This window comes from Streptomyces sp. NPDC006393, assembly GCF_040628575.1.
Lineage (GTDB): Bacteria > Actinomycetota > Actinomycetes > Streptomycetales > Streptomycetaceae > Streptomyces.
The window spans coordinates 1-14,751 of record NZ_JBEXZD010000154.1 but is presented as its reverse complement, the minus strand read 5'-3'; the positions used below and the strand labels follow the sequence as shown (position 1 = coordinate 14,751).

The 14,751-nt window shown below is 69.8% G+C and carries 17 protein-coding genes; 9 read left to right on the top strand and 8 right to left on the bottom strand.

Features of this window, described 5'->3' with window-relative positions; genetic code table 11:
* Positions 1 to 242: 242 nt before the first annotated feature.
* The gene (locus ABZ484_RS36095; protein WP_358870188.1) at positions 243 to 2,837 is read right to left on the bottom strand and encodes an MFS transporter; all 2,595 of its coding nucleotides are present in this window, start codon (positions 2,835 to 2,837) and stop codon (positions 243 to 245) included.
* 57 nt (positions 2,838 to 2,894) lie between these two features.
* The gene (locus ABZ484_RS36090; RefSeq protein ID WP_358870187.1) at positions 2,895 to 3,368 is read right to left on the bottom strand and encodes a MarR family transcriptional regulator; all 474 of its coding nucleotides are present in this window, start codon (positions 3,366 to 3,368) and stop codon (positions 2,895 to 2,897) included.
* A 313-nt stretch (positions 3,369 to 3,681) separates the two neighbouring features.
* On the opposite strand from ABZ484_RS36090, the gene ABZ484_RS36085 reads away from it, so the two are divergent.
* Entirely contained in the window at positions 3,682 to 3,876 is a 195-nt protein-coding gene (locus tag ABZ484_RS36085) for a hypothetical protein (protein ID WP_316739474.1), read from the top strand.
* Between the two features lie 150 nt (positions 3,877 to 4,026).
* Here the strand turns inward: ABZ484_RS36085 and ABZ484_RS36080 are convergent, their stop codons facing one another.
* The 6 genes from ABZ484_RS36080 to ABZ484_RS36055 all read right to left on the bottom strand — a co-directional run bounded on the left by ABZ484_RS36080 (position 4,027) and on the right by ABZ484_RS36055 (position 8,685).
* On the bottom strand, positions 4,027 to 4,953 hold the full coding sequence (locus ABZ484_RS36080; RefSeq protein ID WP_306190613.1) for an RNA polymerase sigma factor SigF: 927 nt from the start codon (positions 4,951 to 4,953) through the stop codon (positions 4,027 to 4,029).
* A 246-nt stretch (positions 4,954 to 5,199) separates the two neighbouring features.
* A complete protein-coding gene (locus ABZ484_RS36075) occupies positions 5,200 to 6,084 on the bottom strand; it encodes an RNA polymerase sigma factor SigF (protein ID WP_358870191.1) in 885 nt (294 codons plus the stop codon).
* Between the two features lie 170 nt (positions 6,085 to 6,254).
* Positions 6,255 to 6,548 carry a Dabb family protein gene (locus ABZ484_RS36070; protein WP_358870186.1) on the bottom strand — a complete coding sequence of 98 codons (294 nt, stop codon included), beginning with the start codon at positions 6,546 to 6,548 and terminating at the stop codon, positions 6,255 to 6,257.
* Complete coding sequence (locus ABZ484_RS36065) at positions 6,545 to 6,724, bottom strand: hypothetical protein (protein ID WP_358870185.1); 180 nt, start codon at positions 6,722 to 6,724, stop codon at positions 6,545 to 6,547. Before ABZ484_RS36065 ends, ABZ484_RS36070 begins: the two co-directional genes overlap by 4 nt.
* A 306-nt stretch (positions 6,725 to 7,030) precedes the next feature.
* The gene (locus tag ABZ484_RS36060) at positions 7,031 to 7,837 is read right to left on the bottom strand and encodes a hypothetical protein (protein WP_358870184.1); all 807 of its coding nucleotides are present in this window, start codon (positions 7,835 to 7,837) and stop codon (positions 7,031 to 7,033) included.
* A gap of 2 nt (positions 7,838 to 7,839) precedes the next feature.
* On the bottom strand, positions 7,840 to 8,685 hold the full coding sequence (locus tag ABZ484_RS36055) for a sigma-70 region 4 domain-containing protein (RefSeq protein ID WP_358870183.1): 846 nt from the start codon (positions 8,683 to 8,685) through the stop codon (positions 7,840 to 7,842).
* 472 nt (positions 8,686 to 9,157) lie between these two features.
* Between ABZ484_RS36055 and ABZ484_RS36050 the strand changes: the two genes are divergently transcribed.
* The 8 genes from ABZ484_RS36050 to ABZ484_RS36015 form a co-directional block, all read left to right on the top strand.
* Entirely contained in the window at positions 9,158 to 9,415 is a 258-nt protein-coding gene (locus ABZ484_RS36050) for a DUF6284 family protein (RefSeq protein WP_358870182.1), read from the top strand.
* Entirely contained in the window at positions 9,415 to 9,678 is a 264-nt protein-coding gene (locus tag ABZ484_RS36045) for a hypothetical protein (protein ID WP_358870181.1), read from the top strand. Before ABZ484_RS36050 ends, ABZ484_RS36045 begins: the two co-directional genes overlap by 1 nt.
* A complete protein-coding gene (locus ABZ484_RS36040; protein ID WP_358870190.1) occupies positions 9,675 to 10,568 on the top strand; it encodes a DUF2637 domain-containing protein in 894 nt (297 codons plus the stop codon). Before ABZ484_RS36045 ends, ABZ484_RS36040 begins: the two co-directional genes overlap by 4 nt.
* Entirely contained in the window at positions 10,568 to 10,915 is a 348-nt protein-coding gene (locus ABZ484_RS36035) for an RRQRL motif-containing zinc-binding protein (RefSeq protein ID WP_358870180.1), read from the top strand. Before ABZ484_RS36040 ends, ABZ484_RS36035 begins: the two co-directional genes overlap by 1 nt.
* A 1-nt stretch (position 10,916) precedes the next feature.
* On the top strand, positions 10,917 to 11,234 hold the full coding sequence (locus ABZ484_RS36030) for a hypothetical protein (RefSeq protein ID WP_358870179.1): 318 nt from the start codon (positions 10,917 to 10,919) through the stop codon (positions 11,232 to 11,234).
* 142 nt (positions 11,235 to 11,376) lie between these two features.
* Positions 11,377 to 13,494, top strand: coding sequence for an FtsK/SpoIIIE domain-containing protein (locus ABZ484_RS36025; protein WP_358870178.1), 2,118 nt, complete (start codon positions 11,377 to 11,379; stop codon positions 13,492 to 13,494).
* Positions 13,495 to 13,698: 204 nt separating this feature from the next.
* Positions 13,699 to 14,193 carry a hypothetical protein gene (locus ABZ484_RS36020; protein ID WP_358870177.1) on the top strand — a complete coding sequence of 165 codons (495 nt, stop codon included), beginning with the start codon at positions 13,699 to 13,701 and terminating at the stop codon, positions 14,191 to 14,193.
* An 89-nt stretch (positions 14,194 to 14,282) separates the two neighbouring features.
* Positions 14,283 to 14,751: bifunctional DNA primase/polymerase (locus tag ABZ484_RS36015; protein ID WP_358870189.1), on the top strand; the 469-nt coding region annotated here is incomplete at its 3' end.

The window sequence follows — 14,751 nt, the reverse complement described above, 5'->3', positions numbered from 1 at the left end:
ACGACCGCGTGCGACACGGCCCATCCGTCCCGGGTGCGGATCCTCGCGGTCAGTCCCATCCCGTTTTCTGCCTTTCGATTGCTCGTTCGCCTGGGGGGCGCCTCAGCCGGTGCCGGCGTCGCCCCTCCGGCTCACTCGCGTGTTCATTCGCGTGCAAAGCCTTGCAAATTGGTCATATGAAACCGGCCCGCGGTGGGGCGCACCTCCGCTCGGAGCACGCCCCGCCACGGGCCGGGTCCGGACTACTCGCCGGGGTGGGCGAGTTCGATGTCGTGGTCGTCGACACCGCGGCCGGTGACGCTCAGGGCCGTCGCCACCGGCGGGTAGCCCGTCGCGATGACGGTGTACTCACCGCTGTTCAGGTCGGTGAAGGCGTACGCCCCGTCCGTGCCGGTGGTGGCCGTGCCGACCACGTTGCCCGCCGCGTCCACCAGGGTCACGCGGGCGTCCGCGAGGGGACCGTGCGGGGCCCGGACGACACCCTGGAGCTGCGCGCCGGAGTCGAGGTCGATCTCGACCCGGGTGACCCCGGTGCCGCCCACCTCGACCGGCAGCGCCCGCGGGCGGTAGCCGACGGCGTTCACCGCGACGGTCACCGCACCCGGCACCAGCTCGGCGAAGGAGAACTCGCCCTGCTCACCGGTGGTCCCGGTGGCCAGCAGGTCGCCGCGTACGTCGGTGACGATCACCATGGCGTCCTTCACCGGCAGCCCGTTCTCCACGGCCCGCACCACACCGGTCAGCCCGCTGGTGCCGCTGAGCAGGATGTCGTACGCCACCGGCTCGCCGTTCACGACGATCGTGGACGCCTGCGGCTGGAAGCCGTCGGCGGAGGCGATCAGGACGTAGGAGCCCGCGCCCGGCGCGTCCAGCGCGTAGGCGCCGTCGGCCTGCGCGACCGACCGGCCCAGCTGGCGGCCGGCCAGCGAGATCAGCGTGACCGCGGCCTGCGGCACCGGCGCGCTCTCGGCGCCCCGGACGAAGCCGCGCACCGGGATCCCGCCGCCGGAGCCGGCGGCCGGCTCACCGGGCGCCACCGTGGCGACCGCGGCCAGCCGCTGCGTGCCCAGCGCGTCCTGCGTGCCCTCCGGGCCCGTCTGCGTACCGGAGGTGGCGGCGGCCCAGCTGGGCACCCGCTCCCCGGCCGGGATGGACGCCTGGGCCGCGGCGGCCTCGGCGGCCGTGGTCTCGGCCTCGGCGACGACCGGAGTCGCGGCCGGGTCCACCGGGGCGCTCTCGCCCTCGGCGGCCTGCGCCAGCGCGCCCTTCGTGCGCAACGGGACCTCCTTGATGAACAGCGTGATCAGGAAGGCGACGGCGGCCAGCGCGCCGGCGATCAGGAAGATGTCGGCGATGCCGTGCCCGTAGGCGCTCTCCATGACCGTGCGCAGCGGCTTCGGCAGCGCGTTCATGTCCGGGATGGTGTCGGTGCCGGAGCCGGAGCCGCCCGCGAGCTTGGCGTACTTCGGGCCGAGGTCGGACAGGCCGTCCTTGACGTAGTGGGTGATCCGGTTGGCCATCACCGCGCCGAGCGCGGAGACGCCGATCGCACCGCCCAGGGAACGGAAGAAGGTGACCGTGGAGCTGGCGGAACCGAGGTCGCTCGGGGCCACCTGGTTCTGCGTGCACAGCACCAGGTTCTGCATCATCATGCCGATGCCGAGACCCAGCAGCGCCATGAAGATGGCCATCTTCCAGTAGTCGGTGTCGTACCGGATGGTGCCCAGCAGGCCCAGACCGGCCGTCACCAGCACGCCGCCGCTGACCAGCCAGCCCTTCCAGCGGCCGGTACGGGTGATGAACTGACCGGAGACGGTGGAGGAGACGAACAGACCGCCGATCATCGGGATCGTCAGGACGCCGGACATCGTCGGGGACTTGTCCCGGGCCAGCTGGAAGTACTGGCTGAAGAAGACGGTGCCGGTGAACATCGCGACGCCGACGAAGAGCGAGGCGAGCGACGAGAGCGTGATGGTGCGGTTGCGGAACAGCCGCAGCGGGATGATCGGCTCGCTGACCTTGGCCTCCACGAGCACGAACAGCGCGCCGAGGACGATCGAACCGCCGACCATCGCGGCCGTCTGCCACGACATCCAGTCGTACTTGTCGCCGGCGAAGGTGACCCAGATCAGCAGCAGGGAGACGGCGGCGGAGATCAGGAGCGCGCCGCCCCAGTCGACCTTCACCTGACGCTTCACGACGGGCAGGTGCAGGGTCTTCTGGAGCACGATCAGCGCGATCACCGCGAACGGCACGCCGACGTAGAAGCACCAGCGCCAGCCCAGCCAGGAGGTGTCGGTGATGACACCGCCGAGCAGCGGGCCGCCGACGGTCGCGACGGCGAACGTGGCGCCGAGGTAGCCGGAGTAACGGCCCCGCTCACGCGGGGAGATCATCGCGGCCATGACGATCTGCGCCAGTGCGGACAGACCGCCGGTGCCGATGCCCTGCACCACACGGCACACGATCAGCATGCCGGGGTTCTGCGAGAGACCGGCCGCCATCGACGCGACGACGTAGATGATCAGCGCTATCTGGACGAGCGCCTTCTTGCTGTACAGGTCGGCGAGCTTGCCCCACAGGGGAGTGGCCGCGGTCATCGACAGCAGGGCGGCCGTGACCACCCAGGTGTAGGCGGACTGGCCGCCGCCGAGGTCACCGATGATCTTCGGCAGTGCGTTGGAGACGATCGTGGACGACAGGATCGCCACGAACATGCCGAGCATCAGCCCGGAGAGCGCCTCCATGATCTGCCGGTGGGACATCGGAGCGCTCGCCGGGGAGCCTCCCCCATGCTTGGCGTGAGCCCGCACACCGGCTGGTGTGGTCGTTGCCATGGGCTTCCTTTGCTTACGTGCTTGCGGGTGTACGGGTGGTGAAAGTGGTCTCTTCGACTACGGGCGCGGCGCGGCGGGTTCGGGGACCCGGACGGCGGTGGACCGGCAGTCGCCGAAACTGGCGCGCAGCCGGGTCATCAGCCGGATGAGCTGACCGACCTCGTCGTCGGTCCAGTCGCCGAGCCGCTCGGCGAGCAGGTGCGTGGTCCGGCGGGACAGGTCGTCCAGCCGGTCCACGCCCACGGGCGTCAGGCGCAGGATGCGCGAGCGCTTGTCCGCGGGGTCCGGCAGCCGCTCGATCCAGCCGCGCGCGGCGACGTGCGCCACATGCCGGCTGGTCACCGACATGTCCACGGCGAGCAGCTCCGCGAGCTTGCTCATGCGCATGTCGCCATGACGGCCGAGCAGCGTCAGCACGGCTGCCGAGCCCGCCGGACAGTCGGACGGCAGGATCCGCCCCAGGTCCCGCTTCACGGCCCCGATGGCGCTGAGCTGACGCGCCAGCTCTTCGTACTGCGCCTGCTCGGCCATCACACCTCCCGTAATCGTTGCTTGGGGCAACCATACGGGCGGTTGGTTGCTGCAGGCAAACAAATCCGTGGCCGACGGCGCAAAAACTTGGCAAAGGCAAGTATTGCGAACGTAAACCCGCAGGTGGACAAGACAGCCCGTCTGGGGGTGCCCCCTCTGGGGGAGTTTGAGGACGAGGCCGTTCAGGCCGAAGCGGGGGTCTGGGGGCGGCAGCCCCCAGGGACGGCCACACCGACTCGGGCACGTGTGAAGGAGCAGCGGAAAGAGCCCCCGCGCTTGGGCAGCCCCCACGTTTTCGCTAGGGTCTCGGGCCATGGCTAACACCCAGGGCCCCCAGGGCAATTACGACCCCGCCGGCAGCACCCAGATGTTCCGCGCGTTCGTCGACGAGGCTCCCCAGGCCGCGCGGCAGCAGGAGACCTCCTCCGGGCCGCGCGTCGGCCTGATCCTCGGTGTCGTCGCCGCCGTGGTGATCGTCGCGGCCGTCGCCTGGCTGGCGTTCAAGTAGACCTGGCGTTCGAGCACAGCTCGCGCCCGGGCAGGCGGCCACCCACGCCACCGCCCGGACGGACGACGGCCGCCGGGGCGCCCGCATCGGCGCCTCGACGGCCGTGAGTCGATGTCGTCGTTCCCGCGGCTCCGCCGCCCCGCCTCGGCGTCAGTCCGAGATGAGCCCTTCCCGCAGCTGGGCCAGGGTCCGGGTGAGCAGCCGGGAGACGTGCATCTGCGAGATGCCGACCTCCTCGCCGATCTGCGACTGGGTCATGTTGGCGAAGAAGCGCAGCATGATGATCCGCCGCTCCCGGGGCGGCAGCTTGGCGAGCAGCGGCTTGAGCGACTCGCGGTACTCCACCCCCTCCAGCGCCGAGTCCTCGTAGCCGAGGCGGTCCGCCAGGGAGCCCTCGCCCCCGTCGTCCTCCGGGGCCGGGGAGTCGAGGGAGGAGGCGGTGTAGGCGTTGCCGACCGCGAGGCCGTCGACGACGTCCTCCTCCGACACGCCCAGGACCGCGGCGAGTTCGCCGACGGTCGGCGACCGGTCCAGCTTCTGCGACAGCTCGTCGCTGGCCTTGGTCAGGGCGAGCCGCAGCTCCTGAAGGCGCCTGGGCACCCGCACCGACCAGGACGTGTCCCGGAAGAAGCGCTTGATCTCGCCGACGACGGTCGGCATCGCGAACGTCGGGAACTCCACACCGCGTTCGCAGTCGAAGCGGTCGATCGCCTTGATCAGGCCGATGGTGCCGACCTGGACGATGTCCTCCATCGGCTCGTTGCGCGAGCGGAAGCGGGCGGCCGCGTAGCGGACCAGCGGGAGGTTGAGCTCGATCAGGGTGTCACGGACGTAGGCGCGCTCGGGGCTGTCCTCGTCGAGCGCGGCGAGCCGCAGGAACAGGGAGCGGGACAGGGTGCGGGTGTCGATGATCTCTGAGGGCGGCAGTGCCGGGGTGGGAGTGGCCGGCAGGGCCGGGGCCGGGACGGCCCCGAGGGCCGCCACGTCGTCGAGGGCGTCGAGCGGCTCGAGCGCCGGGGACGGCGCCTCGCTCTTCATGAGCGTCAGCACCTTGGAGCTGCCCTGGTCTGCGGACATGCCACCCCCTCTGGGTCGCGGGACGGTCGCGGCCGGGCTCTCTGACGAGGAGAACTCAGCCTTCACCTGAATACCGGAGCCGAAGCCGCGGCAAACGCGCTTCCCGCAGAATGTCACATGTCGGCAACGCGCTGTAGTGACATGTCGACATCCGATACGCGAATCAGCCCTGGCAGACAGCGGTCTGACGGGCTTTCGGAACGTCCCTGTCGGAATCTTCCCAGGTGAGCGATTCGCTCGTGACGGTTACGCCTCGATCCTGTTTGCGGATCTCAGCCGCTGGAAGCTACGCGCGAGTAGCCGGGACACATGCATCTGGGAGACGCCGAGTTCGGCACTGATCTGCGACTGGGTGAGATTGCTGTAGTAGCGCAGCAGCAGGATGCGCTGTTCCCGTTCGGGGAGTTGGACGAGGAGGTGGCGGACCAGGTCGCGGTGCTCGACGCCGTCCAGGGCCGGGTCCTCGTAGCCGAGCCGGTCCAGCAGCCCGGGCAGCCCGTCGCCCTCCTGGGCCGCCTCCAGCGAGGTCGCGTGGTACGACCTCCCGGCCTCGATGCAGGAGAGCACCTCCTCCTCGGTGATGCGCAGCCGCTCGGCGATCTCGGCGGTCGTGGGGGAGCGGCCGAAGGCGGTCGTCAGGTCCTCGGTCGCGCTGTTGACCTGGACCCACAGCTCGTGCAGCCGGCGCGGGACGTGGACGGTGCGGACGTTGTCGCGGAAGTACCGCTTGATCTCGCCGACGACCGTGGGCATGGCGAAGGTGGGGAACTGGACGCCCCGGTCCGGGTCGAAGCGGTCGATGGCGTTGATCAGCCCGATGGTGCCGACCTGGACGACGTCCTCCATCGGCTCGTTGCGGGAGCGGAAGCGGGCGGCCGCGTAGCGCACGAGCGGTAGGTTGGCCTCGATGAGCGCCCCGCGCACGCGGGAGTGTTCGGCGGTGCCGGGTTCGAGCTCCTTCAGCTGGGTGAAGAGCAGCTGGGTGAGGGCGCGGGTGTCGGCGCCGCGCCGCTTCTCCGGGGCCGGTGTGGTGGTCGGGTTCGGGGTCGGGTTCGGGGTCGGGGTCGGCCCGGGGGCCGCGGCCTGAGTGGATTCCTCCTGGGGCGGCGCAGTACTGGCCGACACGGTCAACGCCACCTCTTCGTCGATCAACTCATCCGTCAAAAGCGGTCATAGCATCACAAGACAGGTGCATCGGGTTCAAGCACCGCATAAGCACGTGTTGAGGTATGAATTAGGGCATAAGACGCGAAAAATCCCCGCACCGTTCCGGTGCGGGGCCGAGCGTGCAGCCGTACGGCTCAGAACTCGTAGTCGGCGATCACCCACGTGGCGAACTCGCGCCACAGGGCGACACCGGCCTGATGGGCCGGGTGCTCCAGGTACCGCTTCAGGGCGTCGGCGTCCTCCACCGCGGAGTTGATCGCGAAGTCGTGGGCGATGGGCCGGTCGCTCACGTTCCAGCCGCACTCCCAGAAGCGCAGCTCGTCGATCTGGCCGCCGAGGGCGCGGAAGGCCTCGGCCCCCGCCACGACGCGCGGGTCGTCGCGCTCGACACCCTCGTTGAGCTTGAAGAGGACCAGGTGGCGGATCATGAGTTTCCTCCGTGGGCGACCCATGTCATGAAGTCGCCGATGGCCTTGGCGGCGTCCGATATGCCCTCGAACCCTATCTGGACGTAGTCGGCCGCCTTGGCCGGGTCCGTGATGATCACGTACAGCGCGAAGACCACGAGCACATAGACGACGATCTTCTTGGCGTTCACCGCCATCGCGGCCTCCCCTGTCGCTTGTCGCCCCCGGCGTCGGCTGCACGATGATCGCACGAAGGGCCCCGTCCGGCGGACGGGGCCCTTCTACAGCGGTAGCGGAGGGATTTGAACCCTCGGTGACTTGCGCCACACTCGCTTTCGAGGTCTGTTCGCGCTGGTCAGGGCATGATCCGGGGCCGTTCAACCTCGTTCATTCCCGTACTCCCGCCGGGAGCGTGAACCGCTGTGGACGGTCCCGGACGGGGATGAATGAGACGGAAACTGAGACGGAGTGAGTCAGCCACTCGTCCCGCTGACCAGCCACTATCACCACTGACAGAAGGCAACGGCGGCATCGTCGCCGGACTTGTAGCGCGGCCATCGTCTCCCGGTTGGGTCGGTGGCTTCAACCTTTCGGACGGAGGAGATCAGTTCTTGTGGCCCTCCAGCGCGAAGCGTCGCGAAAACCTCCGACCAGGTGGCCATGCCGTACTCGGTGACGAGGCGCGATGCGCCGTCGGAGAGGACGGCTGCGGCTCGTACCCCTTCGGCGGAAGTGCTGCCCACCAGGGCGTGAGCTGCCGCTTCTGCGTCGGAGCCAGCGACCCAATACCCGGTGGGCGTGTTGCGAGTCTGGCGCTGTGCGGTGACGAACCGCCGCAGCGCTTCCTGATGCTCCGTCGTATGGGTCTCGTACTGTTCGACTTCCGCCCGCAACTCGGGCACAACCTCGTCCACCCGCAGGTCCGTGAGCACCGTGAACCCGCCGGCCTCTTCCAGCACGATGGGCGAGTCCGCCAAGACCAGGTGGTCAAGGAAGCTTTCTCGCTGCCGGAGGATGGCGACCGTCGCTGATGGCGTGCCGGGATTACTGAGGTCGCACTCGGGGTGCAGCGCGGCCACGCGTTCGAGGGCGCTCGCCAAGCCGGCCGCAAGCGGCGTTTCGGGATCTGCCAGTGCTGCCACAAGGTGACCGCCGAGGTGCGCCACGTACCAGGGCACGCCGTGGCGGCATCCGGTGTCCAGACCTGCGGTACTCAGACCGTCCAGCACGACGGCAAGAGTCGGCGTACCGGCCACCCAATCTTCGTTGGGGCTGGTTCCCCCGGGTTGGGTATCGATGGCGACGCGCATGATCAGCCCTCGTGTCGGTACAGCGGCGTGACGCGTCGACTCTCCAGCACTTCGAGCGTCTCCGGGTCGTAACGACACGAGATCAGGGTGGAGAAACGACGCGTGCGGACCTCCCTGTAAAGGTCTGCCACGTTGTTTTCCAGGAAGTGCACGACTCCGTTCGCCCCGATGGAGTGGATGCCGGCGATGTAGAGGAACGTGCCCTTCCCGTCCAGCCGCGGGAGCCGTCCCAGGTACCCGAAATCACCGGCCGACCCGTCTTCGTCCTGCGGTGACCGGTACTCCTTTCCTGCCGCCTGGTCCACCAGGTGCCACGCCCGGTCCTTCTGAAACCGAAGGTTGTCGTCCCCTTCGAGGACCTGCGCCACGATCGGAGACAGGCGTGGGCCGCAGATGACGACGTGGTTGTCCCGGTTGAGGTTGACGATGCCTGTCGTCGGGATCACCTCGTACTGAGCCTCTAGCTTCATGCCGCCCAGCAGCTTCCGAAGGTGCTCAAAGTTGCTGAAGTCTTCTCGGGTCACCACCTCGCTCGGGTTCTGGTCGGGCCCCTTGCCTGCCTCGTACTTGCCGCCGAGCGACACCGTGACCAGGTCCGTGCCGAAGAAGGCACGCTCTGGCGGGGGACCGGATGACGCGAGCTGACCCACGCGCCCCCGGCTGACCCCGAGCCGCTTCGCAATCTCGGCCTGGGTCATCCCCGATGCCTGAGCCTCTTCGATCGCTTCCCGGCGGATGCGGGACAGCTCGTTCACGTGGCTCTGATACCGGGCCATCAGGTCGATTGCGCCTTTGGCGCGGTCAACGGGGTCCGTAATCCCGGAGACCCGCTCCATGTCGTCTTGCACGACTCTCCAATCGTCGCCTAGGGGGGCTATCTGACTCTATCGCGAGAGGGGGTTGCACGCAGCCATGAGTTTGCCTACGCTCCCTATCAAGCAAGGCGGCAAGCCCCCCTAAGCAAGTCGGGGGTAGCTAGTCGCGGTTGCTTGACCTGCACTGACGCGCCCGGAGGAAAGCCCGCAGGGGTGAGTACGAAGGCAGCGCTCGTTGGTTGAGAACTCAACAGTGTGCCGAGGGAACCCCGTCCCACCTCAGCGAGCAAGAGGACGGGCGTGCGCGGTCCTGACCCGCGCACGGCACAGCGCGACCTCAGCCTCTCCGCAGCGTCGCAACGCTGCGGCCGGTTGCCTCCGCTGCTCGTCTCGTACGAGCAGCGCTGAGGGGAGCCGGAATCTCCGACTTCAACGGCAAGCGGCTCCCGGGGTGCCTCCCGGGAGCCGCGTTCGGGCCGTTCCTCTGCGAAAGGAACCACGACCCATGAGCCACATCGTCACTGTTCAGGACGCTGTTACCGCGTTCGCCGACTTCATGGAGCCGACGGCTGCGGAACTGGACGCCATCGAGCAGGAGATGCCCGTGATCCTTGCGGACGTCGACCTGATCGAGGCGCAGATCATCACGCTGGACCGCACGCCGACCGAGCTGGATGCCCAGCGCATCCGCCGCGCCCGCCGCCGCCTGCTGACGGCCCGCCGGGAGCTGGCCAACCGCTCCGGTTCGGGGGAGGTGGCCTGATGGGACGCCGCTTCAAGGACATGCAGACCCCGGAACAGAAGTGGGCGGCGCAGCAGACGCGGCGTCCGGCCCCTGCCCGCCCGGTACGCCCCGCGACGCACGCGGAGTGGCGGCAGATGACCCCGCACCAGCAGGCCGCGCACCTCGCCCGACTCGATGGGCGAGAGGACGAGGCCCGCAAGTGGGAGCGGATGGGTGCACAAGCTGCTGCCGCCGACGCAGCGGCCGAGGCGAAGCCGAAGAAGCGGCGGTGGTTCCGGTGAACCGCAAGGGTCGCATCCTCCTGGTGCTGGCGCTGGTCGTGGTGGTCGGTATGGCGTTTCGGGTCTCCTGGAACGCGCTGCGGGACATCGCCGGCGCCGTCGGCGCCGACGCCACGGCAGCGACGCTGTACCCGTTCGTGGTCGACGGCCTGATGGCCCTCGCCCTGGTCGCCACCCTGGTCCTGGTCGGCCGTGACCGGTCGTTCGCGCTACGGGTGCTGGGCACCTACACCGCCGCCTCGCTCGTACTGAACTACGTGCACGGCCTGGTCCCCGAGCTGCACGGGCGTGGGGTCGATTGGGGTCGACTGGCCGACTGGGACCCGGCGAACTGGGCCCTGGTCCTGCTGGCCACCTCGCTTCCGGTCGGGTCGATCTACTTCGGATCCGATCTGGTCGCCAAGGTGCTGCACCACCGACCCGAGCCGATCCCAACCACGGTCGCGAATGCGGAGGAATCGACCGATACCGATACGAAACGGTCTACCTCTGACCTCACGGAATCGGCCCCGGCCATCGTCGCCGCCAACCCGACCGCACTGCCCCGACCGGTGCCGGTCGGCTTCGTGAAGTCGACCCTTCCCCTCAAGCCGGTGCCCGCGATCGAGTCGACTCCGCTTCAGCCGACCACCCGCCGTGCGGTAGCCGCTGAGTCGACCCGGCCGCGCCGCGCCACAGGCCGTGTCCCGGACGTGGCGAAGTCGACCCGGCCCAAGCGCACACCGGAACAGTTGCTCGACGAGGCACGCACGGCGACGGCCGACTGGCCGGACGCGAAGGTGACCGCCGAGGGCATCCGCCGCGCGGTGCACACCTCGCCGGCGAACGCGCGCCTGCTGCGGGACACGATCCTCGCCGACCGCGCCGCCATGGCCGCTGAGGCTGCGTGATGGGGGCGCTGCCGGTGTTCCGGTGGCGCCTCGCCCCGGACGGCTACGCCACCCGCCGCCAACTCAGGGCGCGCGGGCTACGCCCCGGCGGTCAGGGCGTGGCCGCTCAGCTCGAACGGCCGCGCCGCCGTCGGCCGCCGCTGGTCGCCCATCTCTACCGCGTCGACCTCGCCAAGCCCGTACGGCCGATGACCCCAGCGAGGCGAGCGGCCCTGGACAAGGCCAACGCCGCGCGCCGCACCTGCCCCGAGTGCCGACGGGATGCCGGATACGTCATCCCCGCCTCGCTCGGCATGTGCGCTCCCTGCGCCTACCCCAATCCTTCCGACTCCTTGAGGAGTGCCTGACATGGGCAAGCCCGACACGCGCCGGATCGACCGAGAGATCCGGCAGGCCACCCGCAAGCTGGCTGCAGTCCGTGAGAAGGAGATGTGGCCGCTGGACGGCCGCGAGCGTCGCGCCATCATCGCCGCGATGGCCGGCGGCTCCTACCGGGTGCTGCGGGGCCGTAGCACCGACCGCGCTGACCGCCGCCTGGAGTCGGCGTGGAGCAGCGCGGAGACCCGGCTGATCGCGGAGATCACCGCGTTGCAGAGCGAGCGGCAGCGGATCGTCACCGAGGCCGCCGCCGCCAAGGCCGCCAAGAAGTCCTCCGGCTGGTGGTGACCGCGCGCACCGTCCGCGCCGCCGCCTGACCCGCACCTGCACCGCTGGCCTGTTCGGGGTGGCCGTGCCCTCCCGCGTGCCCGGCCGCTCCGGCACCCCTTAACTTCCGCCCCTGATCGGGGCAGTCAGGAGCACCCTCAGCATGTCCGAGAACGTCGTTCACCTGCACAAGCACACCGAACCGCCCACCGAGGCGGCCACCGTGACCACGCTGACCGTGGTCCCCGACCCGGCACCGGCCGCGCCCGTGCCGCTGTGGATCCGCTCCGGCCGCGCGATCCGCACGGCCGTCACACACGAGCACACCAAGACGACGGTCCGCGCGGTGGCCCGGCACAGTCTCTACGTGGCCGGCGGGGCGCGGATCGTCGCCAAGCGCACGTGGGACGGCCGCACCGCCGCCCGCTATGAGCGCATGCTCCGCGCCGCTGAGGCCGCCGCGAACTACGAGGCGGCGGCGGAGTGGGAAGAGCGCGGGCAGCGCTTCCGCGACGCCCGCCACCGCCGCCGCATGGACCTGCTCCACTCCCCGCTCGATGCCGCCAAGGGCGCGGCTGCCAGCGCTGGCATGGGTATCGGCGGTCTGGTCCTGCTCGGCATCGCCATGGCCATCGCCACCAAAGACGCCACCGAGGTGGTCACCCCGCTCATGGCGGTCATCAAGTTCATCAACCTGATGATCACGATCGTGCGCGTGGTCTGGGGTCCCGCGATCTCGGTCGGCCCGTTCCTGGCCCTGCTCGCCCTGTGGGCCGTCGGCAGCAAGCAGCAAGCCGCACCGAACTGGGCACTCCCGGCCAACGTCCGCGGCAGCGAGGGGGAGCCCATCACCCCGTCCATCGTGGTCAAGGCCCTGCGTGACCTGGGAGTCCCGGCGCTGCGCAACGCCATCAAGGAGATGGGCGACGCCGGCGCGAGCATGCTCGGACCGATCACCATCGCCGGATGCGGCGTCGAGGTAGACGTCACGCTTCCCTCGGGGGTGTCGACGATCGAGGTGCAGAACCGGCGCCGCAAGCTGGCCGAGAACCTCACCCGGCACGAGCACGAGGTGTTCATCACCATCCCGACCGCCGCCCGCACGGTCCGGCTGTGGATCGCCGACTCCGGCGCGCTCGATGAGCCGATCGGGCCGTCCCCGCTGGTCACCGACGACACGATGACCGCCGACTACGCCAAGGGAAAGGCCCCCTGGGGGCAGGACCTGCGTGGGGACGCTGCTGCGCTGAGCTTGTATCAGCGGCACCTGCTCATCACGGGCCTGTCGAACCAGGGCAAGACCGTGGCCCTGCGCTCCCTGGCCCTGTGGCTCTCGCTGGACAAGTCGGTGCAGTTCCTCATGGGTGACCTCAAGGGCGTGGGCGACTGGGCCATGTTCGACGGGCTCGCCACGACCCTGATCCAGGGTCCGACGGATGAGCACGTGATCCAGGTGACCGAGATGGTTGAAGGCGCGGTGGATGAGATGAACCGCCGTATCCAGGCGCCGCCCGGCACCACCTTCCCGCCGCTGATCGTGCTGGTCGACGAGGCACAAGTGGCGTTCATGTGCCCGGCCAAGGACAAGGACAAGCGCCCCTATGGCGGGTCCAAGGCCAACTCCCGGTACTTCATGGCCGTCCGGAAGATCCACAACCAGGGGCGGGCCGTGAACGTGCTGATGTGGCAGGGCACCCAGGACCCGACCAACGAGAACCTTCCCAAGCTGGTCCGCGAGGGCGCCCACACCCGAGCCTCCCTCGCCCTGGGCACCGAGTCCCAGGCCCGCATGGCGCTCGGGGACAAGGCCGTCGACGGGGGCGCCGCTCCGAACCTGCTCCGTCCGGGCCTGGACCGGGGAACCCTGGTCGTCGCCTCCGACGGCATCACCATCCCCGCCGGACAGTCCTCCATCACGGTGCGCACCCACTACATCGACGACGACGCCGCCAAGGCCATCACCGACCGCGCCAAGGCCCTGCGCGACGGCGTGACCACCCTGCACGCCATCAAGCGGGGCGAGGAGCGTGACCCGCTCGCCGACATCGCCGCCGTCCTCGGTGACGCGCCCCGCGTGCGGACGAAGGACGTCCTGGCACGGCTCGCCACACGGAACGCGGACGCCTACGGCGGCTGGTCGTTCATCGACCTTAAGCGCGTCCTGGACGACGCCGGCGCCGAGCCGTACAAGTCCGACGGCGTCATGGTCGTCGCCCGCGACCGCGTCGCCCGCGCCCTCGCCAACCGCGACACCGAGGGTTCCGCTTCCGCCTCCGAGTGACAGGGAGCCGCACCCCGTCGGGTCAGGGAGACAGGGAGAACTCCCTGAACCCCTCCCTGACCCACCTCCCTGGCTTTGACCTGCACAAATGATCGTTCAGGGAGCCAGGGAGGCCCGCAGGTCAGACCCCTCAAACACCCCTCCACACGGCACCCCGAAGGGGGTGTCTCTGCCTCCCTGGCCAACCGCCGGAAGGGATTCCGCATGTACCCCGAGACCACTCCCGAAACCGTCCGCCCGGACGCCGGGATGAGCGACGCCGAGGCGACGGCCGAGGCGCGCCGGATCATCGCTGAGGCGTACCGGCCCGCACCCGAGGTGCCCACCTCCTACCGCGACACCAGCCCCCTGCCCGCCTACGGCGACACCCCGCCAGTCCTCCAGCCGGACCGCCGGATCGTCCCCGCGTGGGCCGCCGGTACCGCCGTCGCTGGGATCGGCGTTGGCGCCGCGTGCGTCGGCGTCGGCTGCGGTGTCTGGCTCGCCTGCCAGGGATTCGCCGCCGTCTCCCTGACGTCCGTCTTGTTCGTCACCCTGCCCATCGCCGCCGTGGCCGCCGTCGTCGCCGCCATGGGATCCGCCCTGCGCTCCCTCAAGGCCGCCCACACCGAGCACCACCACCACTACGCCGGCCCGGTCCGGCAGGAGAACACCACCACCCACACCCGCGGCGTATTCGCCCGCACCACCAACCGCTAGCAACGCCAAGGGCGGCCCCCATCTCTCGCCAAAGAACCGGGGCCGCCCCTGTCATCCAGCACCCGAGCATGGAACTGGAGACCTCCAGCATGACCCATGACCTCCACTCCGCGCTGTTACGCGCAGCGCTGGACGCCGCCGAACGCGGCTGGCACGTCTTCCCACTCCGCCCCGGCACCAAGCGGCCCGCCCTGCACGGCGAGAAGACGTGCACCGGCACCGGCGAGTGCACCAATGGGCACCTGAAGTGGGAGCAGCGCGCCACCACCGACCCGGACCGCATCCGCGCCGCCTGGTCGCGGGCGCCGTTCAACGTCGGCATTGCCACCGGCCCTTCCAGGCTGCTGGTCGTCGACCTAGACACGCCCGAGCACAAAGGCAGTTCGGACGCGCCTGACGGCGCGGCAACCTTCGGGGCGCTCTGCGAGCGCGCCGGGCACGCCGTCCCTGAGACCTACCGGAGCCGGACCCCCAGCGGCGGGACGCACCTGTACTTCACCGCCCCGGATGGCGTTCGGCTGGGTAACACCGCGGGCACCGTGGCGGATGCGGTCGACA